A 25,007-nucleotide genomic window follows, 5' to 3' on the forward strand; every position below is an offset into this window, starting at 1 on the left:
AGCTTTACTTGGTACTTGTTGTCATTGTAGTAATGCAAGGCTCTTTATCCTTGCTCTCTTTTTTCAAAGAGTATCGGACTATATCATCACCCTGTTGTTGAAGGGTGGATCGCTTTCGTGCTTATTTCGCCTGTTCTAGGTTAATTTAAGTAGTCTCTGCACCTTCCTAATATCCCTATTAGACTTGGCTCAGGATTGGCATAGGTATTTACCCTTAGCTTTCCCTGAATTAACGATCTGCTTACACATAAAGTCACCTTTATGCAGCCCACAACTTTAGGTTCGGTGACGAACAACTCATACGGCCTGTTTTAGTTCCTACAGAGTTATAGCTAGGATGAATTTTATTATCAATAGTACCTTGTTGTTCTTTGGGTAGGGAGTTACAAAAAGAACTTATTAATTTCACTAAGCGACGATATTCTAGAATTAGAGGAATTACAGGGTGCTTTGATTGGTTACGTATTAGAGTTTTTCTATCTGTTTTTAGTTTGGAGATTACACTTTTACAACCTTTGTCATACTCCATGATAGGTTCTAGAATAGGGTTATCAATATAAAGTTTTTGGGCCAGATGGGCTGGAGAATTTATATTAAACAAAGTGTTTGTTAATTTATTTACATCATTATATTTATTTTGTTGCTTTGGTGAGTGCATACAATTATTTAATGTGATAGTAGAACCTAGGTAATTCAAGATTTCTTTTTTTACTGATTGTAATTTCGTTTGGAGTATTAGTTTTACATCATTGCTTAGAAATTCTTCATTAATTTTAATGCCTTTTCTTTCAGCAGTAGTAAGAACGGCTATTAAAGGCATCTCTATTTCTCTAAATAATTTATATATATGAACAAGATTAAATTTAGGGTTTTCAAAAATACTTTTTTGATACTCGAATACAGACTTTAGCATAAAAATATCATAGCAAGCTGAGTATGTGGCTAAATTATGTTGTAGCTCATCATAAGGTTTCTTTTCAAATATAGGATTATTTCTATAATTGGTATTTAAAATTGTTCCTTTTGAAATAAGACTGGGTAATACATACTCTTTGTACCATTCTTTTACACTCTTTGGATGGTTCTCATTTAATAGACTGGCAGCTATTTCAGTATCCCATAAGATATTGTATGTAATGTCAAGCTCACACCAATTATATAGGGCGTGAATGTGTTGCTTACTGTTACTAAGTATTAATAGGGTATCTTTCTCTAACAGTGGAGAGAGTGTGTTCATAATGTATTCAAGACTTAATGTAGAGATATGCTGTGATAATCGATGTTTAAAGGGTTTAATAGGTATATAAAAAAACATGTTATCCATTAATCCAATTGTAATTGAGATGATCGAGTCTTTAAAAGGATTGAAACCGTTAGATTTCGTATCGATAAATGTATATGCTTCCGAATGTAAGGTTTTATACACTTTATAATGGGTAATAAATTTTTCAAATTGTTCAGGTGTATGTATTAAATAGTAATTTGAAGGTAGTTTTATTGTATTTTTAATACCGTGAAAATATTGATTCTGTTTTATAGTTATCTTTTTTTTCTCATTTTGTTTTATACGAGTTTTTTGTTTTCTTTCTTTTACTTCGCGTTTATTTAAAAGGGTAAAAATGTCATGATTGGATTCATTCGATTTAAAAAACAAAATTAACAACTCCTGATTTCAAAAAGGGACGATATTATTGTCCCTTTTTATATTTAATAATAAAAATTTGAATTCTATACGGTTTTCTAAAATGGCAATTTATGAGTATTGGTTGGCAATTGTTCATTTTGATCAAAATCTTCATTTATTAATGGAAGAGTAGGGGAACTACATTGAAACTGTGTTTGTTGTAAATTATATATTGTTGATGCTGCATTCATAAATCCTTGGATTTCATCAGGACTATGAGAAGTTATATATGTTGATATATCAAGCATTTCAATTGCATTAAAGTCTGGTGTCTTTAATATAGATTCTTCATTCACTGAAGAATAATGGTATGGCTTAGCTGAATATGTGGTATCATTAGCACCTGTTCCACTTCTAGATATAGTGACAAAATCTTTTGTAGGATCAATCATGTAAAGATTAAAATCTGTGTGTAATTTTTGAATGTGAGTTTTCGCCAAAGAGACTAGCTTAATCTTATTATCTAATGGATCATATACACGTAATTTAATCTTTAAACTCGGATATTTACCCGGATTAACGTGACAAAGGGGGCACACATCTGTCCCTGGACAACGTATATATTTGGGTTTTAAGGTGGGTTCATAATGCTCACGAATACCAACCAGATTTTCATACCAATCGATAAACAAAAGTGTAAGTGGTTTTTTGTCTTTAAACGTAAGAAAGGTATTTCCCACTTTTAAAATTGCATCTAATCCTTTTATTGTCGTCATACTTTATTTCCTCCTTAAATTGACAGGATATACATCGTTTTTTAATTGTTATATATTAATATATAGGTTTAATTGAACGAACGTTTATCATTCCGTTTATATAAATAAATAGAATTTAAGTTTTTAAATGCAGACTGTAAGTTATGAATCTAGCCAATATTTAATAGTAACAAATGAATAAATAATCTTAATAATTTTCCAATAAAGTTCATTTAATGAATTGTTATATATAAAAGAGAGCTGAAATCTAATAAGAAACAGATAAAAAACGCCTTTGAAAATTATTGTCGATGTTGTATACTAGTTGTATATATTAGACTAATTAATAGTTATCGTGATAACTAACTAATAAGTTGCGGAATTTATATTAATATAAAAATAAAAGACACTTTTATTTACAAAATGTTCTTAATTGTTTACACTATTTTTGGGTGATTGTTGTTTGAGATAGTAGGGAACTAAGTATATTAACAACAATAAATGCTACGTAATTTCTTTAATGCTCTTGTTGAGTGCGATTTATTGATTTTAAGTTCGTTTGCAATTTCAGCTAAATTCATGCAGATTCCTAGGCCGTCATATAGCATATATTCGATGACATGTTGTTCAGTGGGAGTAAATCTATTTCTATGTATTTCAAAATCTGCTTTAACAATTGAGAAGTCATATCCATGTTCGTAAGACTCTTGGCAAAATGTAGGGCAATTGTTGTCACTGGAATCGTCTTCAATAAATCCATCACAATAAAATACAGAAGTCGAATTTTGTTCGACCATTCTATTTGTATAACGATAGTAATCAACCACGGTTCTCTTAATAATTGTTTGACAGAATGAAGGTAGCTTTTCAGATGGAACTGTTGTTTGTTGAAGAGATTTCATTATACGCAAGATACAATCTTGTTTCACATCTTCTTTATCTTGATTTCTCACTTTAAATAATTCAAAATTAAAAATTTTAGCTATAGATTCAGAGTTTAGTATTTCCATTATTAAATCTTGAAAGTTTATAGTTGCTGTGTTCATTATGTAAATCCCCTTTATTTGAATGAATTAAAGTTTACTTCTTAGTAAACTAATTGAATTTGTATTTAATTTATCTAGTAAGCCCATTTTAAGTAAGTCATTGGAGTCTATTTTCGAATCTTCAGTGAATTGGGGTGGATAAAGCGTATGATTGACTAGGAACCCTTCCTGTATTAATTGTTTTGTTGCTTTTTTTGTTGCATCTTTTCCAGCTTTATCATTATCAAAAAAAAGATCGACTATCTCTATACCTGCTAGATGTAATTCACGTATTTGGTTTCTAAATAATAGTTTCCCATTAATTGCAACAGCCGGAATACCTACTTGATAGTTACTCATTACATCTATAGGAGATTCTACGATACGAACTCTTTTAATACGATTGGCTGATGTTCTTAGTTGATTAATTAAATGAAGTCCAAATAAAATATCTTTTTTGTTGGGTAATCCTTCGTTGATAAATTTTGAACCGTTATAATTGTTTCCAATTTTTCGTTTTTGTAAAAAGCGAAGATCCCCGTTTCGTGTACGTTGCGGAAATACTATACATTCATTTCTGACATCTATTTTTATTTCGTAAGTATCTAAAGTCTTCATGTTTATTCCACGCTGATTAATTAAATAGGACATTGCTACATTGTAAATCCTTTGATTTTTGAATTTTTCCTCATCCAATTTTTTGAATGTTTCTTCAGATAGCGTATTTGCTTTTATACATTTTCTTCTTGAAGCTAAGATTTTTGAAATGTCTAAAGGTTTACGATTGTCTTCAAAATAGTAATTTGATAATAGGGCTTTTAATCCGTTGCCTTCATCTAAAACAAAAGCGGTTTCAATTACACTATCTATGGTTCCTAAGTATCCACAACAGAAACAGTGTGTGTGATAGGGAGGGGTTTTAGAAATCCCAAATGATGGCCTTGTTTCTGTATGATTCGGACAGCAACACATTATATAGTTGCCGGTATCATTTTTCTTTGAAAATGCTGCATGGTTACTTTGGTATCTTAGGGAATACTGATACTTAAAACGAAGAACATCGATTAGACTTGGTATATCTAGTGATGTATTTTCGAGAATTTCTATATTTCTTGTTTTTTGCATGTATTTTCATCTCCATCATTAATACTAGAAGAACTGTTTCTCATACTGATTGTTAATGGTACTAATCAGTCCTGTATCAAAGTTATATCGCACAATGAAACTTTGACCACTAGCATTGCCACGATTTTTTATAACCTGTACTTTAAAGGTTGTTTCATTTATTTTGATAATAGAAATACCTTTGCTAGCATCTTGGAAAATTGCATAAGTTTCCCCAATATCCTCACCAGTCATCGTGCTATCAGTTAAACTTTTTTTAATTCTTTTAGCAGACTCTCTGTTAGCCTGTGCTACTACATAACCTGGAATCCCTGTTCCTAAAATCATTTCACGTACTGCTGCTGATGTATCAAATAATCTTTGTCTTAAATCTCCAAAATTATTATTAGAGCTATTTAAACGTACTTTGGATAATTGATCTAAAACGAAGCGATTGTGTCCTTCAGACTCAAGGATGCGCTGTATTTCAGTAACTGTGTAGGGGCGACCACCATTTTTTTGAATGTCGTAGATGACCATATCTTTTTGTTTTTGCCTTAGTTGATCTAAAAAAAATATATAACGATCTTTTTGTTCAGCTGACATAGTACCACGTTGTATGCCTAAATTTGATACACTAGCCAGGACATGATCCCAATTTCGCGCGATTTCTTCGGCACGTTGTTCTAAAGCGAAGTATGCAGGAAAATCCCACTCGATATTACTATTCCAAGCGGACATTAACATAAATGAAGATATTAATGTTTTGCCCATGTTAGATGGTGCGAAAACCAGAAAATAATCAGTTTCTTGCCCATCACTTACTAATCCATTAGTTACTAAATCTAATGTTTTAAAACCTGTAGTAGCTCCTAAAATTTCGTTTTCATCCCTACCATGAATTGATAAGTATTTACTCTTACGTGTTTCCGCCATTCCAGTATATGAGTATCCTTTGTTGTTAATATTCGCAAGTTTTAACATATTCGTGGCATTTAATTTAATGTCTAAAATTGCTTCAAAAGTTTTCTTTTCAGCGACAAGATTTGCTGCTTTTTGAAGAAAGGGCTTGAATTTTCTATGTAACCAATCTTCTTTAAGAGCATCTACTACAAATTCTGTTTTTTCTAATTCGACCATTTCAAATTCTTCAAACATATTCATTACGGTTTCTATTGTTGGAAGTTGTTTTTGTAATTTCTTAAAGTTTTTAATGTAATTAAAAATATCTTTATGTATAGGAAAATGTTCTTCATCAAGGCCATTTTGATCAATTGAAGACCAATCTTTAGTTTCTAATATGCGGTTTAATAGTTGTAATTCTTCAATGGATGGCATAATATATACTCCTTTTCATCTAATCTCGACATAATAATCGATGCGATACTGGAAATAGTTGCGATTTTTTTAATAACAAAATACGGAACTTGCGTTCGTTTGAAGAGTAAAAAATAAGAACTTACGTTCGTTTATGGTTAAAAAATAAAACGTATGTTCTATTTTATTTAAAAAATAAAAGAACCTATGTTCTGTTTTGGGCGTAAAAGAATAGAAGGTCAAATCAGAATCCTAATGGAATAAAGCATCTTATAATCATAAATAGATATCGATGCTTTATTTTGTTCTGATTAACTTCTTTTATTTTACAAGTATTTATAAATAAGAATTTAATACATTTCTTCTCAATTCATAAGCCGAAAATTTAATCATGTAAATTAGTATACTATGGAAATATATTAATTGTAATACTATTTTTACATATTTATCATATTATTGTTAAATGGATTGTAGGAAGAACCTTTTGCATGACGAGATCTCTATATAATGGGCTTCAGAATATAACTTTTTTCTTGTCTTCTATCACGACCTCCTAATTGATATACAACAGTATTAAATAACATACGAGATGTAATAATATCCCCAAGACAATTCTCTTGTTCTAATTGTTGGAGTGTAAGATTAGAAGTGAAAAATGTTGATTTTTTGTTTTCTTTACGAAAATCAATCACATCATAAGTAAAATCCCTAATATAATTTGTAAATCTTCCATTTCCTATATCATCAAGTATGAGTAGAGGAACTGTCTTCATGAGTTTTACTTGTTGTAAAACTTTTTGTGTGAAATCTTCATCATTTAATTGATAAATTTGGCGCAGATCATTTGCCCATGAACCATATTTAATATAGAGTACAAGCGGAGACTCAAAATTAAATAAAGAAGGATTCATTACTGATTTAAATATATATTCCATTGCAAAGGCTATAGCGGAATATGATTTACCAGTTCCTTTTTGTGGGTGTATAAAAGCAAGATTATTTCCATTCTTAACAATTTCCTCTATTGAATTAAAAGTATCTAAAATGTAATCTTTGTACATTTGGTTATCCGTGTCTATTATGAAATTTCTTTTATTTGCATTTTGATATTCTAAAGGAATTTGAGAAAGCTTTAAAGCTTGATTAAGTAAAATATAACCGCCACACTCAGGATTTATCGTATAATCCTGTGGCAGGGGAGTAGTACTATTTCTACGTTGGCACCAATCTCTAACGACACATTGTGCACAAGTAACATAAGGTTCATTCAATATTCACACCACCTATTATGCTTATAAATTCTTTATATGATTTTGTAATTTCAAAACTGTTATATAATAGATTGATTTTTAAATATAAAATTACTAGTCAATAATTCAATATCTAATTCTTTTTTCTCTAAAACATGAAGGAATAAAGCATTTAAGTGGTTTATTGTATTTTGCTGAATCTCCATATGATGTAATGAATATTTATTTTGATTGAGACAAGACAATATTGTATTTTTACATTTCATAATATCCTTCCAACCATATTTTTTTGCAAGTGTATCTATTACTTCCCATATCATTTCTGATACTTTAAGGAGTGGAATTTTATCACATTCTATTATGTAGTATCGATTACTTTTTCCGCGACCTGGGACCTCTTTTTTTATAAATCCTTTTTCAACTAATTCATTAATATAACGAATAATTGTATTTATCGAGCAGGAACAAGATATAGACAATCTATAAATACTTGGAAATGCAAATTCTCCTTTTTTATAAATGTAATTCAAAATGTTAGAATACACCAATTTTGCGTGAGTACTTAGGCCAATACAGTGAGCTACCATGCTAGGAGTGCTTATATGCCCTTTGTTGTATGAGCTATTGTATATAAATTCTCTTTCTTTTGAATTTGGCATCGTTTTATACAATTAAAACACCTCTTTCTATTATAAGTATCGTTTTATGTGCTGAAAAAGTTGAGGGGAATTTTAAAGAAATAAACAATAATTCTACATTAAGATAAAAAATAATCTAATTTACCTATAATACTATTAATTACTTGGCAATAAACATGTAGTTTTTTGTATAGTGGAAAACTTTGATTTGTTAGAACATCTAATTTCGATATTAAGAAGTATGGGTTTCCTCTATGCTTGCTTTTGAATTTGATTAAAAAGAACGATTATTATGAACGTATTGCAACTTGAATAATTTAGAAGGTGATTATATGAAGAATGATTGGGAATCTCATCCGATTTGTGAATTAGGAGATCAAATTGGAAAAGCTATTATGCTTACATGTAAGGAGAATGCATACATTGGTGGTTTAAAAGATATCACCGAAAAGTCCATTATTATAGAAGTTGGTGAGGGGATGGTTATCGCTGTGGACCGCACTGTATTAAATGATGAATCTATAGAATTACATGTTGTGGGAGGCTAAAAGATTGTCTGACTTTGTTATAAGTGAAAATACGCGTAATAGCATTAGTACTATTAATGCTCCTAGACCAAAATTAGATCCCCGAGATCCTAATATTGGGAAAGTAGCACTGGTTAAAGAAGGGACATATAAGGGTCTAAAAGGTATAATATATCCACCTACTAAGGAATTGAAATATGATGGAGAGTTTGTAAAAGGATTTACAGGGCATTATGAAGTAGAAAAACTCTATCATGTAATGTTCTTTTTTGAAGATGGTAAATTTTTTTGTGCAATGGAGACAGATTTAATGGATTTAGAGGTAGAAGGAGGTATATTCATTATTGATGACGGAGATGGAACTGTTGTAAAACCCTATGGATGTGGTGAAAGATTATACACGTCGGTTCCCGAAATTTATCATGAATTACCTTTAAATAAATCAGGTTATATCATTATCAATACTTATCAAAGCAGGAGGGTAGATTCTGTATTTAAAGTGTTTTGGATTAACGATCTTACTACACCAATTGGACAAACTCATACACACGCGCATGGAGTAGTTTTTAATCATTCAAATGATATAATATTTTATTATGATCCCAAGTTTAACCCGAATAAAATAGTCGTTAAGAATGATTATATAGGAAGCTGGTATCATAAAGTCAATTGCCTTACAGAACTTGATGGCTCAATATTTAAGCCATATACCTGTGGAACTAATATTGTTCTTAATAGTCCCATAGATATGAAAAAGTGTTTTTTTCAACTAATTGAACGTACAGGGGAAGTTGAAGTTGTATATAAATACTTGGGAGAACCTAAAAGTGAGGCTTCATTAGAAGTATTTTGGCAGAATGAAGTGATAGGGAAAGTAAGCACTATAGAAAAAAATTTTGAGGAGAAAAGCATTATCTTTAGTGTAGATGAAATCAAAATGTTTGATCCTCAGGTAAGGGTTACAGTACATGGACACTGGGAAGTGAAAGTAAAATGTCCGGTAAATAAGGAGATATTAAAGTTAGGAGAACAGAATTTTTGAATTAGTGTGTCGATCAGGGAAAAATAGTGGTAGCGAAGTTTTAACACAATAATTTTTGTTCATTGATTCCGTAGTTTGATAAAAATGCAATTGAAATGCTGCTATTATGCAGCGTTTCAATTTTTAATCCCACCATTTTTGTCTTAGTTTTTCCACTACTAGCAATTACTAGATAATACGCTAGGTTTTACAAGAGATAGGTCATCCTAATGTATGTATATTCCTTCGAATATACGTACTCAATTTCGCTGATAATTCTTTAGGGAAAACGAGTATAAAATACGTAATAATTGATTTAAAGCGAAAAAAAGACCACCCTTTCAGCCAATTTTCTTTTATGCTTCTATATCTTTCCCCTCTGCTACCACTGTATCTCTCCACAACACAAGTAGTTTTCTAAATTCAGAGGTCTCAATTTTACATTGGTTATTTGGGGCACTCATAAAGAAGTTAATAGCACGGGTATGATTAGGTTCAATGTAGACTGCTGCTACGTTCCCTTCTATTTCATGTTGCGGAACTTTTTGGTCTACTACATTATCTAAAATCTGTATATACTCATCTGCTTCATCATCTAAAATATCTTGTAAAAAATGAGAAATTATAGAAATCTCCTTTGGCAAACGTATTCTCAATCCGCCAAGTCCATCACGATAAAATTCGTATGTATATTTCATTTTTTACCTCCTAGTATAAACAGGATATGCTGTTATTATCTCATTATTTTGTATAATCATTTCTACTTTAAATCCGTGAGATGTTTGTCCTACATATTTAACTGTATCGACTTGAATCTTATTATCGTATGCTATCTTTGATAGAATCAAGCACCTGTACTCTATCCCAATCCTTAGTAAAAAATGAAGAAAGCGCGTTTTTTGTTTCACCGTCTACTTTTACTTTTGCTCTATATACTCCCGCAGAATTTGGTACATGGGTAATTCTAACTATTTCTCCTCCACCCAACATACTTTCATGGTGATATCCAACAGCTTTTAATCCCCACCATTTTTGTTTTAGTTCCCCGTGAAAAAGGTGCTCCATAAGTGATGAATCAAAATTATACGGAACATTGCCACCATTAGTTCTACCACTATTAATTCTTCCACCACTAGCAAATTGATAGGTTGAGAGTTTTTCTTCAGCTTGTTTAAAGTCTGGTGTGTCAAATCTAGATTGCAAACCATCTCCACCAGCAAAAGCAAATCGATCCTTTAATGGTAAGTGACTTGAAATAGGAGGGATATTCTCTGAAAATCTTTTTAATTTTACAGAGTCTCCAAGGGGAGTTACTTTTCCAATTTTGCCTGCCCCTTTACTAAAAATCTACCCTAAACCAAGCTCCATAAAAATATTTGTTCACCATTGCACCCATACCTGGTAGTGGCATAACTTGCTTCGTAACTTCAGTACTCGTTCATATTAGGTCAATCTCTTGAATTTGTTCTAATAGTTCTAGTTCAACTACATCTGTTGAGGCGACCCTTAATTGAAATTCGGTATGAAAAGCTTCATTCTTATAATTAAGAGTTATCAATTCCTTGCTGGAAATATTTGATACATTGAAATATTCTTACCGCCCTTCCCAAACGAGAAAGCCCATCGCCTTTAGGCATGGGATGAAAGTGAGGTTGGATACGGAGTGCTACCAAAAAACCGCAAGGTTTGTGGCACTTTAAGTATCCAAAGTGTGGGTATTATTTATTTTTTCAACCTTCTTGTCGCAGTTCGTTTGATTAACTGATACAATGTCAACATGATGAATGATTATAGAAGAACTAAAACAACCGTATCGTTAATTAACTATCACTTTGTATTTTGCCCACGATACAGAAGAAAGATTTTTCTTAACACAAAAGTAGAAGAGCGTTTCAAAGAGTTGGTCCAGGAGATATGTAACGAACTGGATATTGTTATTGTCGCAATGGAATGTGACAAAGACCACGTTCACTTGTTCTTGAATACACTTCCAACACTTAGTCCTGCTGATACAATGGCGAAAATTAAGGGAGTGACTTCTAAAAAATTAAGAGAGGAATTTCCTCATCTTCAACACTTGCCAAGTCTGTGGACGCGTTCCTATTTTGTTTCTACTGCTGGGAATGTATCAAGTGAGACAATAAAGCATTATGTAGAAAGTCAAAAAACGAGGGGGTGAAATTTGTGACACAAACCATCACGGTCAAAGTTAAATTGCTTCCAACAAAAGAACAAATCAGGCTATTGAAACAAAGTAGTTCCGATTATATTAAACTCATCAATACACTGGTATTTGAAATGGTTGAAGCGAAACAAAGTACGAAGAAAAGCACAAAGGATATTGAAGCCAACCTTCCAAGTGCGGTTAAAAATCAAGCGATTAAAGATGCGAAAAGTGTATTTTCTACAAAAGTGAAAAAGAGTAAATACAAAATCGTTCCGATTTTAAAAAGACCAGTTTGTGTGTGGAATAACCAAAACTATTCATTTGACTATACGCACATTTCAATCCCGTTTATGGTAAATGGCAAGCCAACACGTTTAAAGGTTCGTGCTTTATTAATTGACAAACATAATCGCAACTTCGACTTGTTGAAGCACAAGTTAGGTACACTTCGTATCACAAAGAAATCTGGTAAATGGATCGCTCAGATATCTGTCACGGTCCCTACAATAGAAAAAACAGGAACGAAAATTCTAGGAGTAGACTTAGGTCTCAAAGTTCCTGCGGTAGCCATCACAGATGATGATAAAGTTCGTTTCTTTGGAAACGGTAGGAAAAACAAATACATGAAACGTAAGTTTCGTAGTTTCCGTAAGAAGTTAGGAAAAGCTAAGAAACTAAATGCCCTTCGACAACTTGATGATAAGGAACAAAGGTGGATGCAAGACCAAGACCACAAAGTGAGTCGTGAAATCGTTGATTTCGCAACGAATAATACTATCTCTGTCATTCGATTAGAGCAACTAACGAACATCAGACAGACGGCACGAACAAGCCGTAAAAACGAAAAAAATCTACACACTTGGTCATTCTTTCGCCTAGCGCAATTCATCGAGTACAAAGCAAAGTTAGTTGGTATAAAGGTTGAATATGTGAACCCTTCTTATACAAGTCAAACATGTCCAAAATGCACTGAAAAGAACAAGGCACAAGATAGAAAATATAAGTGTCAATGCGGATTTGAGAAACACCGCGATATCGTTGGAGCGATGAACATTCGCTACGCAACTGTGGTTGGCGGTAATAGTCAATCAGCCTAAGAACCTATATGGTCTGTCTTAGGAGGGGTGATGACACACCCTCATCTTGAAGGCTGTTCAAAACAGAAATGGACTGCGAACGTTTAGTCATTCAGGAATCCCATCCGTTACACCACAAGGTGTAGGACTCGCGGCTTTAGCCGTGGGAGTGTCAAATGGTATAATTTTCTTGATGATTTTGGAACTAGAAGGGGTTTAAATGATGGGAAACTTTCAAAGTAATTTTCAAACGGCTACACAAATTGCTACACAAATGAAAAATGCATCGGATACAATTCAAGGTGCGACAAATCGTTCTATAACAAAGGCAAGCCGTACTACACTATCTGTTAATGCCCAGGCGCAAGAAGCGAATCAACAAATGCTAGATTTGACTAGACAATTTTGTGGGGCCTTTCAACAAGCAGTTGATAATATTCATTTAGTAGCTAAGGATTTTGAAAGAATGGATAACGAACTACAAAAGACATTTCGCTAATGTGGAAACCGACGGTAAAGGGAGAAGGGTAGGGAGAATAAGATGAGTCAAGATATGGAAAAGCAAATAAATCAATTAAATCAAGAATTACGGATAGTATTTGAAAAAAAGGATCGAAATCAAGCAGAGATTCAAATTCAGAGACAGGTAGAAATGGACTTTCACGAATTAAGAAGTCGAAATAATCGCTTATTCAATAGGATTTTAGAAACATGGCATAGTGATAAAGAAGTTTCTAATTTTTTTATGAATAAGCTCCAAGATTCGCAACATATTGAGCGGAAATTAACATTTGAATTGGAAAATCAAAAAGAAACATTACTTAAAGAAAGACGCGATCTTATCAATTTAGAAACCGACCTTACCTATCGGCAGCAGCGATTAAAAAGGGAGGATAAAGCATGAGTTTAAATATGTATTTAGGGGAAGTACAAAATCAGACCCAAAGCATGAATGCTGTATTTGTCGCTACTATCCAAGCTATGGAGCAAGCAATCCAATCAATTGATACCTTTGCAACTGATACAGTTTTACAAGGGCAAACATATAGTAGTGCAAAAATATTTTTTGTCCAAACTTTTCGTCCTTTAGCACAAGGTATCATTTATTTATGTGAAGAATTAATTCGTCAAAATGATGCGTTTCCAGGCGATTTTCAATCACAAGTTGCTTCCACAGATGTCATCGAACAAGAAATAAGAGAGCAAATTCAAGAAATTAATCGAATGGTCGCAAGTATAGAAGCGATTAGTATTGCTACAGTATTGCCTGGAATAGATGCTATGGTTATTGTTTTAGTGGAGATGAGAAAAAAACTGCAAGAAAAATTAGAACATCTATATGAATTTAACTATACGTCTAGTAATAACTACAACACAGCTTTTCAACTAGTGGCTAGCATTACTGCCGGCCTTGCTGAAGTCCAAAGCGGGAAAGGATTTAGTCCTGTAAGTGGTACGTTTAGTACACAAGGGTTAAATATGGATTGGACCGTTTCGATTCAAGAAATTGCTGATGAAAGAAAACGTCAAGTTGATAATCTTTTAAAGAAAGGATCAATGGAAGAGGGAGCTGTGTGCAAGAAACCTCCCGAAAAATCTAGTTCTGAAAAAATTATAGATGGTATTTTAGAAGGTACGGGTCAAGCTGTTGAAGATGCAATAGATGGTGTTGTGGCACTTGGTAAATGGGAAACATGGGAGAACATGGGGTACGCTTTTACTCATTTAAATGAAACCTTACCTGCTATGTGGAACACATTATCAGATTCGTTTATTAATGATGTAATAAATGGAGACGCTGAAAGTCGTGCTAAGTGGGGGAGTTATGCTTTTACACAAATTGGACTTGGACTAATTGGTGATAAGGGGATAAGTAAAGTCACTACATTAGCAAAAGGTGCAAAATTCTCTACAGGAATGTCTTCTTTCGCAAATAAATTGCCACTGACGGATCGGTTGGCATTTGCAGGTGCAAGTGGATTTGGAAGCAATCAAATAAAAACATTTGAAGTTTTACGCAAAGCTCGTGAAACATTTATGTTTTCCAAAACTAGTGGAAGAAGTAAAGTTAAAGATGTTCAAGAAGTAATTCAGGAATATGCGGATAAAGTTCTTGATAGAGTAGAGGTGAGAAATGAGTATCCTGATTCATATACGGCATCTCAAAAATTACGTGCAGAACTTAAAGATGCAGGGGTTGAAACACCTCCATATCCTAATGCGGCACATCACATAGTACCTTGGAAAGATAGTAGGGCGGAGCAGGCACAGGCATTATTAAAAGAATTTGGAATTGATCACGATGCCGCTGCCAATGGAGTATTTTTACCATATAAATTAAATGACTATGTAACAACTGAAGCGATGCATATTGGCAATCATAGTGTAGAGTACATAGAAGAAGTATATAATGTTTTAAGAATGGTTAAAAAACAAGGTGGTACCCAGGAAGATGTTGTGGATGCTTTACATGATATACGTGAACGTTTGTTAGATGGTGGTTTACAGTTAAATAAACCAAAAAAATAGTCAATAGACATTAGAAAAACGAATAGTTAAGGAGAAGAATTATGAAAATATGGGAGTTAAAGAGTGGATTAGATAACTATGAATCTTATCAATTATTAAATTTAAATACGGATTATAAAAGATTTTTCGAGGGGAAAATTGACTCAGCAGTTAAAATGTCGGATTCGTGGGGAGAAATCTTGGTGAAATATGCTGAAGAAGGTAAGTATACTGATTTCCCTAAATTTTGGGGAGAGGTTGGTACACCTATGGTGAGTAGGAAGGCAAAGGAATTATTAGAGCCTCTAATTAGTAACAATGTTGAGTTTCTACCACTAATTCATGCTGATACAGGCGAAACATATTATATAATAAATATTCTAAATACAATAGATGCAATTGATTATGATAAAGCGGTATTAAAAAAACTTAGATCTGGGCTAGCAGTAAATTTTAAAAAATATGCATTTTTACCTGATTTGGTTGAAAATCAAAAGATTTTTAAAGTTTATTTGAATCAAACTTTATTTATAACTACTGTTTTTGTTTCAGATGAATTAAAGAATTTAATTCAACAAAGTGATTTAACTGGTTTTGAATTTGTTGAGGTATGGGATTTAGAAGAGGGTGCGTAAAGAAATCGAATTTAATTAGATTATTAACGGGAACCCATATCTAAGAGAGTAAAAAATAAAAAGCTTAAGCGCATTAAAGTGAACTCGAATATTAGTACATGATAAAAACATCACCTGAATTCGCATTCTAATCTTTCTCGTTTTATCTTTTTGCAACGATGAATGAGGAAGAATGCTTACCATGTTTTAAATTAAAATCATATTGGCTAACGTAAAGAATACCAATCATTTACTTCTCCTATCAGCACAAGTAAATGATTGGTATTTCTCATTAATATTGCTAAAACTGAACTACGAGCAGAATACTTTATTTCATTCTTTTTTCCCTTACAGTTTGATCTTGTAATCGCTGTTGTTCTTTTATCAATCATTCCTACATAAGCGTTGGATATTTTGTAGGTTTGTCCAGACTGAAAAGAGCTTATTAAACCATCCATTATTCACGTTCTTCTTCATATATTTGTACCGCAATTATTTTTTGTATGTGGTTAAAACTAGTTTTTAAGAAGCATATGCTTTAGCAACTGCAGAAATTCTTTATCACTTTTATCATCTTTTATATAATCCTGTTCATAGTTAAAAATCATTCGCACTAACATAAAAGCTGTTAGCGGTAATGGTACCTTATGAAAAGCCCCTTGCTGATAACCTTTTTCAAGCAAATTACTTATCATTTTAATTGCTTCTTCTTCAGATTTTTTAAAACAAGCTATAATTTCAGGTGAATGGTACTCTTTATATTCTTGAAAGAGTGTAGAAACAAATGGGTCTTGATGATATTCTAGGCTGATATAATGAAGGATTTTTTGTATTCGAAGTAAAACATCTTTTTCCTCTTTATATAAATCAAATAATTGTGAGCGTTTAAGCTGAATATGACGCATATAGCAGTCACATAATATTTCAGTTTTATCTGTATAGTAATAATAAATAGTACCTTTACCAACTTTAGCTTTCTTTGCAATTTCATCGACCGTTGTGTTACGGACACCACCCATAGAGAACAGTATTGTGGCAGATTGAATGATTTTCATTTTTTTATTTTCTTTTTCTAATTTGATCATTGTCTACACCCTATCCTTGAAATATTTAGCGAAGTTTTCTTTCATTACATTCTGTATCAGTCCATTTGTAATTTTTTAACTCCTAATAGAAAGTCCTCTATTTGCTTCTTATAGAATAACATACACCATTCTCATTTCTAGTATATAACTATAATAGAATGCAACTTTATAACTTAGGATAAAAATGAAAGTTTAAGGTAATAACTTTTTAATCAGACGATGAGAATTCAAGTGAAAGGGGACAGTGATTTCTTTCTTGATTGAATTATTTGATTTTTTATTCAATTCGTTTTATTATATAAACATGACTAAAAGATGTTTTTAGTCGGATTTTTTTACGGAAAACCGACTGATATTTAATTTTAGTCGGTTTCTATACTATTTGAGAGAAGGTAGACACTATGTGTGGAATTGCAGGGTGGATAGACTGGTCTAAAGACCTGTCTCATGAACAAGAAACGTTAAAAAAAATGACAGATGCTATCACTCACCGAGGGCCTGATGCAGAGGGGCATTGGCTTTCAAAACGAGCAGCATTAGGTCATCGACGTCTCATCGTCATTGATCCTGAAGGTGGCCTTCAACCTATGCTATATAAAGATGGAAATGATACGATTGGCCTTACGTTCAATGGAGAAATTTATAACTATCAAGAATTACGTAAAGAACTTGAGGGGAAAGGTCATGAATTTCAGACAAAGTCTGATACAGAGGTATTACTACATGCTTATTTAGAATGGCAAGAAGATTGTGTTCAACACTTAAATGGGATTTTTGCTTTTGGTATTTGGGATGAAAGATTTGGGAAATTGATGCTTGGTCGTGATCATCTAGGTGTGAAGCCTTTATTTTTCGCTCAAAGAGGAAGCGCAATTCTCTTTGGTTCAGAGTTAAAAGTTTTGCTTTCGCATCCGCTTGTAAATGCAGAAGTAGATAAAGAAGGACTTTCTGAGGTATTTTGTCTTGGACCAACACGTACTCCTGGTCATGCGATTTTTAAGGATATACATGAAGTACGTGCGGGTCATTATATGACGTTTACCTCTAATGGTTCAAATACGACACAGTATTGGAAACTTGAAAGTAAAAAACATATAGATGATATTGATACGACAGTGGAGACAATCCGCTCCATTTTACAAGATACTGTTAAACGCCAGTTAATTGCTGATAGACCAGTGGTATCTATGCTTTCCGGAGGTTTAGATTCAAGTGGTCTAACAGGTTTAGCAGGAAACGAATTTGGGAATAAAGGGGAACGTCTTCATACATATTCCTTGAATTTCATCAATGATGAAAAAGACTTTGAGCAAGACTTCCTTCGTTTTGATCGTGATGAACCTTGGGTGAAACGTGTGGCTGAATATGTAGGAACAAAGCATCACTCTATAGAGTTAGGATCAGATAGTTTAATAGAGCATTTATTAATTCCAATGCGAGCGCGTGATCTACCGGGAGTTGGGGAACTAGAAACGTCTCTTTATTTGCTATTTAAGGAAATGAAAAAAGACGCAACAGTTGCACTTTCAGGCGAATCCGCAGATGAAGTGTTCTCAGGATATCCATGGTTCCATCAAGAGAAGTTTTTAGATGCAGAGATATTCCCTTGGAGTGTTAATTTATGGTATAGTACAGAAATTTTATCAGAGGATTTTAAAGAAAAGATTAGCCCTGAAAAATATCAAAAACAAAAATTTGAAGATGCGGTTGCTGAGGTTCCTTTTTTAGAAGGTGAAAGTGATCTGCAAATGAAGCAACGTCAAATGTCTTACATGTTTATTACACGTTTCTTGCCATTTATGCTAGAACGAAAAGATCGTACAAGTATGATGAATGGCTTTGAAGTACGAGTTCCATTTTGCGATTACCGGCTTGTAGAATACTTATGGAATGTTCCATTCGAAATGAAAAGCATAGACAATATTGAAAAAGGTATTTTACGTCGAGCTTTTGAAAATGTACTTCCAGAGGATGTACTTTATCGCAAAAAAAGTGCATATCCAAGCACTAAGGATGCCTCTTATCTACAAGGTATTAGTGAATGGATGTTACATGTGTTGAACAATCCTGAATCACCTATTTTGCCATTAATTAATATAGAAAGAGTTCGTGCGATAGCAGAAGGAAAAGACGAAGTAATTTCAGGTAATGATGCACGAGGTATAATAGATTATTTACTTCAAGTTAATAGTTGGCTTCAGGAATATAATATTAAATTAGTATGGTAGATGTAATTTTCAAATAAAGAGAATAGCTGAAACATCAATGACCTAAGTGAACCGCATTTCCAATGGATTAGATAGTTATCTAATAATTGGAGATGCGGTTTTATTATCTTGATTTGCAATAACGCTAATCAGTTAGTAAATTAGAATTGAATAAGGGACATGGAAAGAACTAGGGGGAATAATATGAATTGGAGGTCCCACGTAAAGGAGAATACGATGAACCTTTTAATTAGAGAATTAGAAGTAGATGATTTAGACAATTTACCGGAGATTGATGATAGTTTTATAGTAAACTCTCGGTTAATTTTTTCTCTTTCAAAAGTAAATAAGCAAATAGAATATACAGTAGAAGACGTTCCAAGTTATGAGAAAAGTTATTTACAAGATCAATATGATGATGAACTAGCATACACTGAATATATAAATAAGCCTGAACAAGTAATTTACATAGCAATTTTACATGATCAAATTATAGGAGTAATGGTATTGAAAAAGAATTGGAATCACTATGCTTACATAGAAGATATAAAGGTGGATAAAAAATATCGTTCACTTGGAGTTGGTAGGAGGTTAATTGAGCAAGCAAAGCAGTGGGCAAAAGAAAGCAATATGCCAGGTATAATGCTTGAAACACAAAATAATAATGTAGCAGCATGTAGGTTCTATGAAAAATGTGGGTTTGTAATAGGTGGGTTGGATTTTTTAGTATATAAAGGGATACATGAAGAAAGCGATGAAGTTGCAATGTATTGGTATTTGCATTTCAAATGAAAGTAAACTAAAACTTGAATATATAAATTCCTCGCTGTTACATTCGGGACAAGCAAATAACTAAAAGAAAAAGGATGTTTCTTTCCGAGAGTAGGGGGCATCTTTGATCTTGATACCGATAATGAGACGTTATACTAACTTGACATGTATAGAGTATACAACCAAAATCAAATAATAAATCACTTCTTATAAATGGTAAAATAGGGAAAAGGAGGTCCTGTATAATGCCTTTAGAAAACTCTATTTATTACATTGGAGTTACTATTATATTAGTGATCATCGGTGCACTGCTTGGGGGGATTATACGTTTAATTCAACATACTAGTAATTACAAAAAGCAAGATTCAGTTGAGCAAAAATTAGATAAAGTTATTCAACTTTTAGAAAAACAAAACAAAGATTGACCTTACTCAAAATAGAAGTAGTTTGCAATAGCTCCCAATAACAAAAATTATGTAAATGAGCTGTCCATATGGACGGCTCATTTTATTTTTTCTTATCATGGGTGTTCTTTGAAATGCTGAAGGTAACCAATCACTATCAAGCTAACAAAAGAAAATATCCTCAAAACAAAAAATAAGCCGGTCTTTGTCAAAAAGTAGGTGTTGTAACAGTAGTATGGTCCCCTTATTAAACCGTTGATTCAGTCACTCCGGGCTGATGAGTACTCTTGTTGATACTTCTAAACAGCTAGATAATTGGGCTAAAGAAGTTATAGCTATATTTTGGCCAACTCATACACATAAATCTACTAAATCTTTTGCTTGGTACTGTCTGTTTTGTTGCATAAAACCAACATCTCTAGCAAGATACTGTAAGGTATTTGGAGATAAAAAACTTTGAATTTCTTGAGCAAATAGTTCTAATTCATCATACACAGAAACAGACATGAAAAAGCCATCCTTTCCTATAATTCTACAGAAAAAAATTTCTATTCTTATATTTGTAGGATAGTTTTAGATACAAGAATAAAGAAATTAGTAATATATATGTGTCTTAATGTAAAATATACATTGCATTTTTGTATGTAATAATTTAATATATAGAACATAAGATTTATAGTATGAAGTTATCATTTACAAATGAGACGTATTTAAAGTCTATAAGTAAAGAGAAAATTGCAAGAGTAAAAAAAGTCTAACTCAACTGAAGTTGGTCGATATTGTAAACGCTACGCGACAAACCACTAGTCTGATTGAAAGTAATAAGTCTAACCCTTCTTCAAAATTTTATATTTGTATAGATGGAAATCTTTATAATAGTTTAGATAAATTACTTGGGAGGAACTTTAAAATGGAAAAACTAAAAAAATGGTTTTCACTCAGTACACACAAAGATGAAAGAATTCAACAAATTGAAATGAAAATTTGGGCTCAATCTGGAATTGTTGTCCTACTTTTAGCTTTTATAGATGTTATCATAAGGGGAGCATATCTTCATCGCCCATTTCTAGAATGGATTGCTTCATTAGCCATTATATTTTGTTATATGATATTCTTTTTTATTAAATCTATTTTGACTGGTGTTTTTGAAACAGATATTAATAATAAAGAACAATTAAATGAAAAATTAAAAGAAAAAATGAGTAATACCTTTATTTTTTGTTTTGTCGCAATAGGTGCTACTACATACAAATATTACTTCCCTAAAGATTTCGGTGGATGGTTAGCAGCAATAGTAAAATTCATTATACTTTTCGTTTTCCTATTTGGTATTCAATATCTTATTACAGTAATAGCGTGGAAGAGATCCAATAAAATTTAATAAATATAGACAAAAAAGCTTATCCTTTAGCACTTAATGATAAGCTTTTTTATTATTTTTTTATCGTTTTTTTGTTTTTATGGTATTTGCTTCTCTTAGGTTGATAGCGATGTGGTGGTACTCCATCACTATCAACCTAAGAGAATGATTCCACTATTTAAGAAAAAATTAATTTGTTTTGATTGAAAATAGTTTATAAAGTTAATATTTAAATATAAATAATTTGAATATTAATATGTTATCATTTGAATGATTCAGATATGGGCTACAAAGTTAATATTTGTAGCTAAGGTCATTTTTACATATGAAAGAATTAAATTATGAAAAGGCGGTATTTATTATGAAAGCAAGTGAACTACTCGTCACTTAGCAAAGCTTGAAGTGGGAGCTTCTCAGTTCCACGACGAAAGTACCCTTTCGTCTCCCGGAGCGTTACTTCGGGGTGTTCCACCCCTAGATGTCCAACGCTTGGACGCTCTTTTGGTACGGTTGATATTTTACGCAGGAACCGAATGGCTTGGTTTTCGCACTCTATTTTCTTCCTGCAACCTCATATATCAAGTTATCAAAGAACTTCATATAGCTAGTTTATCAAAAGTTTTTGGCTATGCCAAACCGAAATTCATCTCCCACCTACCGTTGGGCTACGTCCTTCACACGCTTGAGGAAGGAGAATTCTTTTGGGGAATTCGTTAAATTAGCAGGCTTAACAATTGCAGCAAGTTTATTGTTGGCAGCGTGTGGTACTGAAGAAGCAAAAATAGAGCAAGATGCGAAGAAAGAGGAACAAAAAGAAAAAGTTAAAGCATTTCAGGAAGAAAAGCAGCAAGAACATAAGAAAGTAGCTGTGCAGCAATCGACGGATAAATCAAAACAGCATGAAAATGTAGTAAAGGATACAGTTAAAGAAGAACCAAAAGCAGAGTCAACACCAGTTAAACAACCGAAAAGCAGTGGGCTAAATGAAGCGCAAGCACAAGAAAAAGCGGAACAATCGATGACAGCACAAGGCCAGGGAGCGCGAAATAAAGATGTGAAATTAAGTCAATTAGGAATCCAAACAGCAAAGGATGGAATTAAGGTGGCTGCACAGGCACAAGATGTCCATATTGAAGAAAAAGACAGTCTAACTCGAATTGTTATTATCGTTCCAGCTGGAACAACGAAAGAACGAGCGCAACAAGTAGGCGACATAGCAGCGCGCCAGGTGGCAAGTTTCGGGACAATGGGATTAAATGTAGATTTGAAAGCACCATCAAAAGACTATTTAGGGGAATATTAGGAAAATTTCTCTGGTGATATCGGTATCTATGACAGTAATGAAAAACAATTAGTACGTGGATCTATTTCCAAGTTAAATCCAACAAAAATTAAATGGTAAGAAAAACAAGGTCCCTACACATTGTGTGGGGATTTTTCCATAAAGAAAAAAACCTTAAGGGGTATTCGGACGACTCGAATTATTGTATAGTAATGCATATTGATTATTAAAATTAACTATACAAATAATTTATTATAATTCCGTGTACTCTAGCTGATATAATGTTTAAGGGAATTATTGGCTAATTAGTAAGGCATATATGTTATATTAGGGGGGATACATAAGTAATGTTAGATGCTATTTTTGCAGTTGTAGAAATACTCTTCGGTTTTTTTGTATTTATAATAGCTTTATTTGCTTATCTCTTTTCAACAGGAGAAGAAAAGCAACAAGCAAAAGAGGAGCTAAAGGAACTTTCTAAAACTGCTCTCATCCCATTTGTGGTGTTTGTAATCGTAATATTATTTTTTGTTATTAAGGTGATTGATCATGATAATAAAGTTGAACAAGAACAACAAAGGCAACATGAAGAGAACTACCAACGTTACCATAATGATAGTAATTCTAATCTTGATAAAAGCCTGGAACAAGATATTAAATAATATAGATAAGAACCTCGCCATTTCCATAAGATGGCGAGGTTCTTACGCATAAAGAAAAGACACTCTAAGGTGCTTTTCTAATAGTTTTTTAGCAGAAGCAACTGCATCCGATAATGATTAATAGTATAAAGAGTACAACGAGTAAGGCAAAGCCTCCAGCAAAACCGCAGCCTTCGCCGCAACTACCACCATATCCCATAATAATAGTTCCTCCTTTAGATAAGAGAATAAAACTAGAGTTCATTCCACGGATTTTAATGGGTTCACTGTAACTTATGTTTGTATGTATGAATTGAGCAGGTCCTTTTGAAAATAAGGGAAAGATAATGTAATGTGTTTCCCCTGAGTGTTGATAAATTACACATTTTTTAAAAACAAATTATTTAATGTAATGTATTAATCCTAACAGAAGAGAGGATTAGCCATGCAATTAGTTTGTTTTAAAGTTGTAAACGGACAATACTTTTTAGTTGTAGAAGGTATCGAGATTCCTGCGCCAATTCCAGCGTTTGCTGCAGCTTTATTAATTGGTTTAAGAGTAATCCCGCTTTGTTCTTAATTTAAGGAATTCCAAACGGCACTAACTTTCAATCGATAAACCCTTAAGCATATGAATGCTTAAGGGTTTTCTATTAATAAAAAAAGACGCCATAAGGCGTCCCCACAATTAGGTAGATAAAACTTTAGTTTTCCAATTTAAAGAAATTTTGTATCAGCTCTTTGAAAGTATATCATAATATCTGATTGGCTTATTATGCATTATTACATACTTTTATCAAATCCTCTATTTTCTATTTGATAAAATAGAATTCTAATATTACTAAAAATCAAATAAATATTTCTAAAAACCCAAAATATTTAAAAGGATAACAAAAGTGATACATTTAAGGTGCAAATTATAAAAAATATTAAAGGGGGAAAAAGCAGTATTAAAAAAGCAATTATAAGCGGTGGGCAGTTATACAAGTTATATGAACCTGAATTTTGTTGAAAAAGGATACTCATTTAAGTGTACTTTTTCTGACTTGGACCAACTTAATTTTAATAATATGAATGTTGGATACAGATCTAATATGGGTATATTGAAAGGAATTACCAAGATTGCTTTAGGTATCCTAGCATACAGTATAATCTTATTATTTAAATGAATTGTATTACCTAAGCCAAAGGGTTGAAAAACGTATTTAAAATTGTAATACCTTTGCAGAGATAAAAAAGTTATTTAATTGAAGCACCTGTTAGTTAAAGTAAGTTTTTTGAAATCTTACTATTTTATGATGAATTCTGTAATGTAATGATATGGCGGCATTTGTCTATTGAGTTTTCAGAAGGATTTAAAGTCGTATATCTAAAAAAATGTAAACATATATATTTAAGAGAGAATTGAACTTCAAAGTATAACTATAAAATGTGCTGGGTGTACTGACACATTTATTACTGGAAAAACAAACTATTTAAGAACAGTGCTATCAGATACTACAATTGTACTGGTCACGTTAATTATTTCTCACTTGTAATAGCTTATAATAACAGGGGGAATTGTAGTGTTTTGATATGTATCTGTTTCACTATATTAACTATTATTTCATCGGGCTCCTTACTGAAATAAT

At 32.5% G+C, this 25,007-nt stretch carries 24 protein-coding genes and 4 pseudogenes; 15 read left to right on the forward strand and 13 right to left on the reverse strand.

Annotation, left to right across the window (positions count from 1 at the left end; all coding sequences use genetic code 11):
- Positions 1–259: 259 nt before the first annotated feature.
- The 7 genes from MHH59_RS28205 to MHH59_RS28235 all read right to left on the reverse strand — a co-directional run bounded on the left by MHH59_RS28205 (position 260) and on the right by MHH59_RS28235 (position 7,746).
- Positions 260–1,654, reverse strand: coding sequence for a DNA polymerase (locus tag MHH59_RS28205; RefSeq protein ID WP_340853333.1), 1,395 nt, complete (start codon positions 1,652–1,654; stop codon positions 260–262).
- Between the two features lie 86 nt (positions 1,655–1,740).
- Entirely contained in the window at positions 1,741–2,400 is a 660-nt protein-coding gene (locus MHH59_RS28210) for a hypothetical protein (protein ID WP_340853334.1), read from the reverse strand.
- 467 nt (positions 2,401–2,867) lie between these two features.
- A complete protein-coding gene (locus tag MHH59_RS28215) occupies positions 2,868–3,425 on the reverse strand; it encodes a sigma-70 family RNA polymerase sigma factor (protein WP_340853337.1) in 558 nt (185 codons plus the stop codon).
- A gap of 27 nt (positions 3,426–3,452) precedes the next feature.
- Positions 3,453–4,529 (reverse strand): toprim domain-containing protein, encoded by a 1,077-nt coding sequence (locus MHH59_RS28220; protein WP_340853338.1) that lies wholly within the window; start codon positions 4,527–4,529, stop codon positions 3,453–3,455.
- Between the two features lie 24 nt (positions 4,530–4,553).
- Positions 4,554–5,846, reverse strand: coding sequence for a DnaB-like helicase C-terminal domain-containing protein (locus MHH59_RS28225; RefSeq protein ID WP_340853339.1), 1,293 nt, complete (start codon positions 5,844–5,846; stop codon positions 4,554–4,556).
- A gap of 479 nt (positions 5,847–6,325) precedes the next feature.
- Positions 6,326–7,096: an ATP-binding protein gene (locus tag MHH59_RS28230; protein WP_340853341.1), complete on the reverse strand. Its 771-nt coding sequence runs from the start codon at positions 7,094–7,096 to the stop codon at positions 6,326–6,328.
- Positions 7,097–7,155: 59 nt separating this feature from the next.
- Positions 7,156–7,746 (reverse strand): helix-turn-helix domain-containing protein, encoded by a 591-nt coding sequence (locus tag MHH59_RS28235; protein WP_340853343.1) that lies wholly within the window; start codon positions 7,744–7,746, stop codon positions 7,156–7,158.
- Positions 7,747–8,045: 299 nt separating this feature from the next.
- Here MHH59_RS28235 and MHH59_RS28240 point away from each other — a divergent pair, with 299 nt between their 5' ends.
- Both MHH59_RS28240 and MHH59_RS28245 read left to right on the forward strand, forming a co-directional pair.
- Positions 8,046–8,261 carry a hypothetical protein gene (locus MHH59_RS28240; protein ID WP_340853346.1) on the forward strand — a complete coding sequence of 72 codons (216 nt, stop codon included), beginning with the start codon at positions 8,046–8,048 and terminating at the stop codon, positions 8,259–8,261.
- A 4-nt stretch (positions 8,262–8,265) separates the two neighbouring features.
- Positions 8,266–9,282, forward strand: coding sequence for a hypothetical protein (locus tag MHH59_RS28245; RefSeq protein ID WP_340853347.1), 1,017 nt, complete (start codon positions 8,266–8,268; stop codon positions 9,280–9,282).
- A 335-nt stretch (positions 9,283–9,617) separates the two neighbouring features.
- Here the strand turns inward: MHH59_RS28245 and MHH59_RS28250 are convergent, their stop codons facing one another.
- A complete protein-coding gene (locus MHH59_RS28250) occupies positions 9,618–9,959 on the reverse strand; it encodes a hypothetical protein (protein WP_340853349.1) in 342 nt (113 codons plus the stop codon).
- Between the two features lie 3 nt (positions 9,960–9,962).
- Positions 9,963–10,641: pseudogene (locus MHH59_RS30925) on the reverse strand (EndoU domain-containing protein); the annotation flags it as partial.
- Between the two features lie 397 nt (positions 10,642–11,038).
- Between MHH59_RS30925 and tnpA the strand changes: the two are divergent.
- The 6 genes from tnpA (at position 11,039) to MHH59_RS28285 (ending at position 15,647) form a co-directional block, all read left to right on the forward strand.
- Entirely contained in the window at positions 11,039–11,440 is a 402-nt protein-coding gene (tnpA, locus tag MHH59_RS28260; RefSeq protein ID WP_085313281.1) for an IS200/IS605 family transposase, read from the forward strand.
- A 5-nt stretch (positions 11,441–11,445) separates the two neighbouring features.
- Positions 11,446–12,525, forward strand: coding sequence for an RNA-guided endonuclease InsQ/TnpB family protein (locus MHH59_RS28265; RefSeq protein ID WP_316282465.1), 1,080 nt, complete (start codon positions 11,446–11,448; stop codon positions 12,523–12,525).
- A gap of 199 nt (positions 12,526–12,724) precedes the next feature.
- Positions 12,725–13,003, forward strand: coding sequence for a TIGR04197 family type VII secretion effector (locus tag MHH59_RS28270; protein ID WP_002166684.1), 279 nt, complete (start codon positions 12,725–12,727; stop codon positions 13,001–13,003).
- A gap of 42 nt (positions 13,004–13,045) precedes the next feature.
- Positions 13,046–13,408 (forward strand): DUF3958 family protein, encoded by a 363-nt coding sequence (locus tag MHH59_RS28275; protein ID WP_340853357.1) that lies wholly within the window; start codon positions 13,046–13,048, stop codon positions 13,406–13,408.
- Positions 13,405–15,033: an AHH domain-containing protein gene (locus tag MHH59_RS28280; RefSeq protein ID WP_340853362.1), complete on the forward strand. Its 1,629-nt coding sequence runs from the start codon at positions 13,405–13,407 to the stop codon at positions 15,031–15,033. Before MHH59_RS28275 ends, MHH59_RS28280 begins: the two co-directional genes overlap by 4 nt.
- A gap of 41 nt (positions 15,034–15,074) precedes the next feature.
- Positions 15,075–15,647: an imm11 family protein gene (locus MHH59_RS28285; RefSeq protein WP_201055103.1), complete on the forward strand. Its 573-nt coding sequence runs from the start codon at positions 15,075–15,077 to the stop codon at positions 15,645–15,647.
- A gap of 179 nt (positions 15,648–15,826) precedes the next feature.
- Here the strand turns inward: MHH59_RS28285 and MHH59_RS28290 are convergent.
- Positions 15,827–16,084 (reverse strand): annotated as a pseudogene (locus MHH59_RS28290) (IS4 family transposase); the annotation flags it as partial.
- Between the two features lie 57 nt (positions 16,085–16,141).
- The gene (locus MHH59_RS28295) at positions 16,142–16,711 is read right to left on the reverse strand and encodes a TetR/AcrR family transcriptional regulator (protein ID WP_002065376.1); all 570 of its coding nucleotides are present in this window, start codon (positions 16,709–16,711) and stop codon (positions 16,142–16,144) included.
- 401 nt (positions 16,712–17,112) lie between these two features.
- Between MHH59_RS28295 and asnB the strand changes: the two genes are divergently transcribed.
- The 3 genes from asnB to MHH59_RS28310 all read left to right on the forward strand — a co-directional run bounded on the left by asnB (position 17,113) and on the right by MHH59_RS28310 (position 20,114).
- The gene (gene asnB / locus MHH59_RS28300; RefSeq protein WP_201055104.1) at positions 17,113–18,939 is read left to right on the forward strand and encodes an asparagine synthase (glutamine-hydrolyzing); all 1,827 of its coding nucleotides are present in this window, start codon (positions 17,113–17,115) and stop codon (positions 18,937–18,939) included.
- A gap of 216 nt (positions 18,940–19,155) precedes the next feature.
- Entirely contained in the window at positions 19,156–19,710 is a 555-nt protein-coding gene (gene satA / locus MHH59_RS28305; protein ID WP_033729693.1) for a streptothricin N-acetyltransferase SatA, read from the forward strand.
- A 224-nt stretch (positions 19,711–19,934) separates the two neighbouring features.
- Complete coding sequence (locus MHH59_RS28310) at positions 19,935–20,114, forward strand: DUF4083 family protein (RefSeq protein ID WP_002090483.1); 180 nt, start codon at positions 19,935–19,937, stop codon at positions 20,112–20,114.
- A gap of 246 nt (positions 20,115–20,360) precedes the next feature.
- Here MHH59_RS28310 and MHH59_RS28315 read toward each other — a convergent pair.
- Positions 20,361–20,600 (reverse strand): annotated as a pseudogene (locus MHH59_RS28315) (IS4 family transposase); the annotation flags it as partial.
- Positions 20,601–21,003: 403 nt separating this feature from the next.
- On the opposite strand from MHH59_RS28315, the gene MHH59_RS28325 reads away from it, so the two are divergent.
- The 3 genes and pseudogenes from MHH59_RS28325 to MHH59_RS28335 all read left to right on the forward strand — a co-directional run bounded on the left by MHH59_RS28325 (position 21,004) and on the right by MHH59_RS28335 (position 23,397).
- Positions 21,004–21,474 (forward strand): DUF6773 family protein, encoded by a 471-nt coding sequence (locus tag MHH59_RS28325; RefSeq protein ID WP_201055106.1) that lies wholly within the window; start codon positions 21,004–21,006, stop codon positions 21,472–21,474.
- Between the two features lie 661 nt (positions 21,475–22,135).
- Positions 22,136–22,855 (forward strand): annotated as a pseudogene (locus MHH59_RS28330) (DUF874 domain-containing protein).
- 227 nt (positions 22,856–23,082) lie between these two features.
- Positions 23,083–23,397, forward strand: a complete 315-nt coding sequence (locus MHH59_RS28335) for a fucose 4-O-acetylase (protein WP_340853368.1) — start codon at positions 23,083–23,085, stop codon at positions 23,395–23,397.
- A gap of 88 nt (positions 23,398–23,485) precedes the next feature.
- Here MHH59_RS28335 and MHH59_RS28340 read toward each other — a convergent pair whose 3' ends face one another.
- Positions 23,486–23,596: a YjcZ family sporulation protein gene (locus MHH59_RS28340; RefSeq protein WP_000540371.1), complete on the reverse strand. Its 111-nt coding sequence runs from the start codon at positions 23,594–23,596 to the stop codon at positions 23,486–23,488.
- Positions 23,597–23,821: 225 nt separating this feature from the next.
- Here MHH59_RS28340 and MHH59_RS28345 point away from each other — a divergent pair, with 225 nt between their 5' ends.
- On the forward strand, positions 23,822–23,956 hold the full coding sequence (locus MHH59_RS28345; protein ID WP_002016780.1) for a hypothetical protein: 135 nt from the start codon (positions 23,822–23,824) through the stop codon (positions 23,954–23,956).
- Positions 23,957–25,007: the final 1,051 nt, after the last annotated feature.

It is taken from the genome of Bacillus sp. FSL E2-0195, from assembly GCF_038003645.1.
In the GTDB taxonomy this organism is placed as follows: domain Bacteria; phylum Bacillota; class Bacilli; order Bacillales; family Bacillaceae_G; genus Bacillus_A; species Bacillus_A mycoides.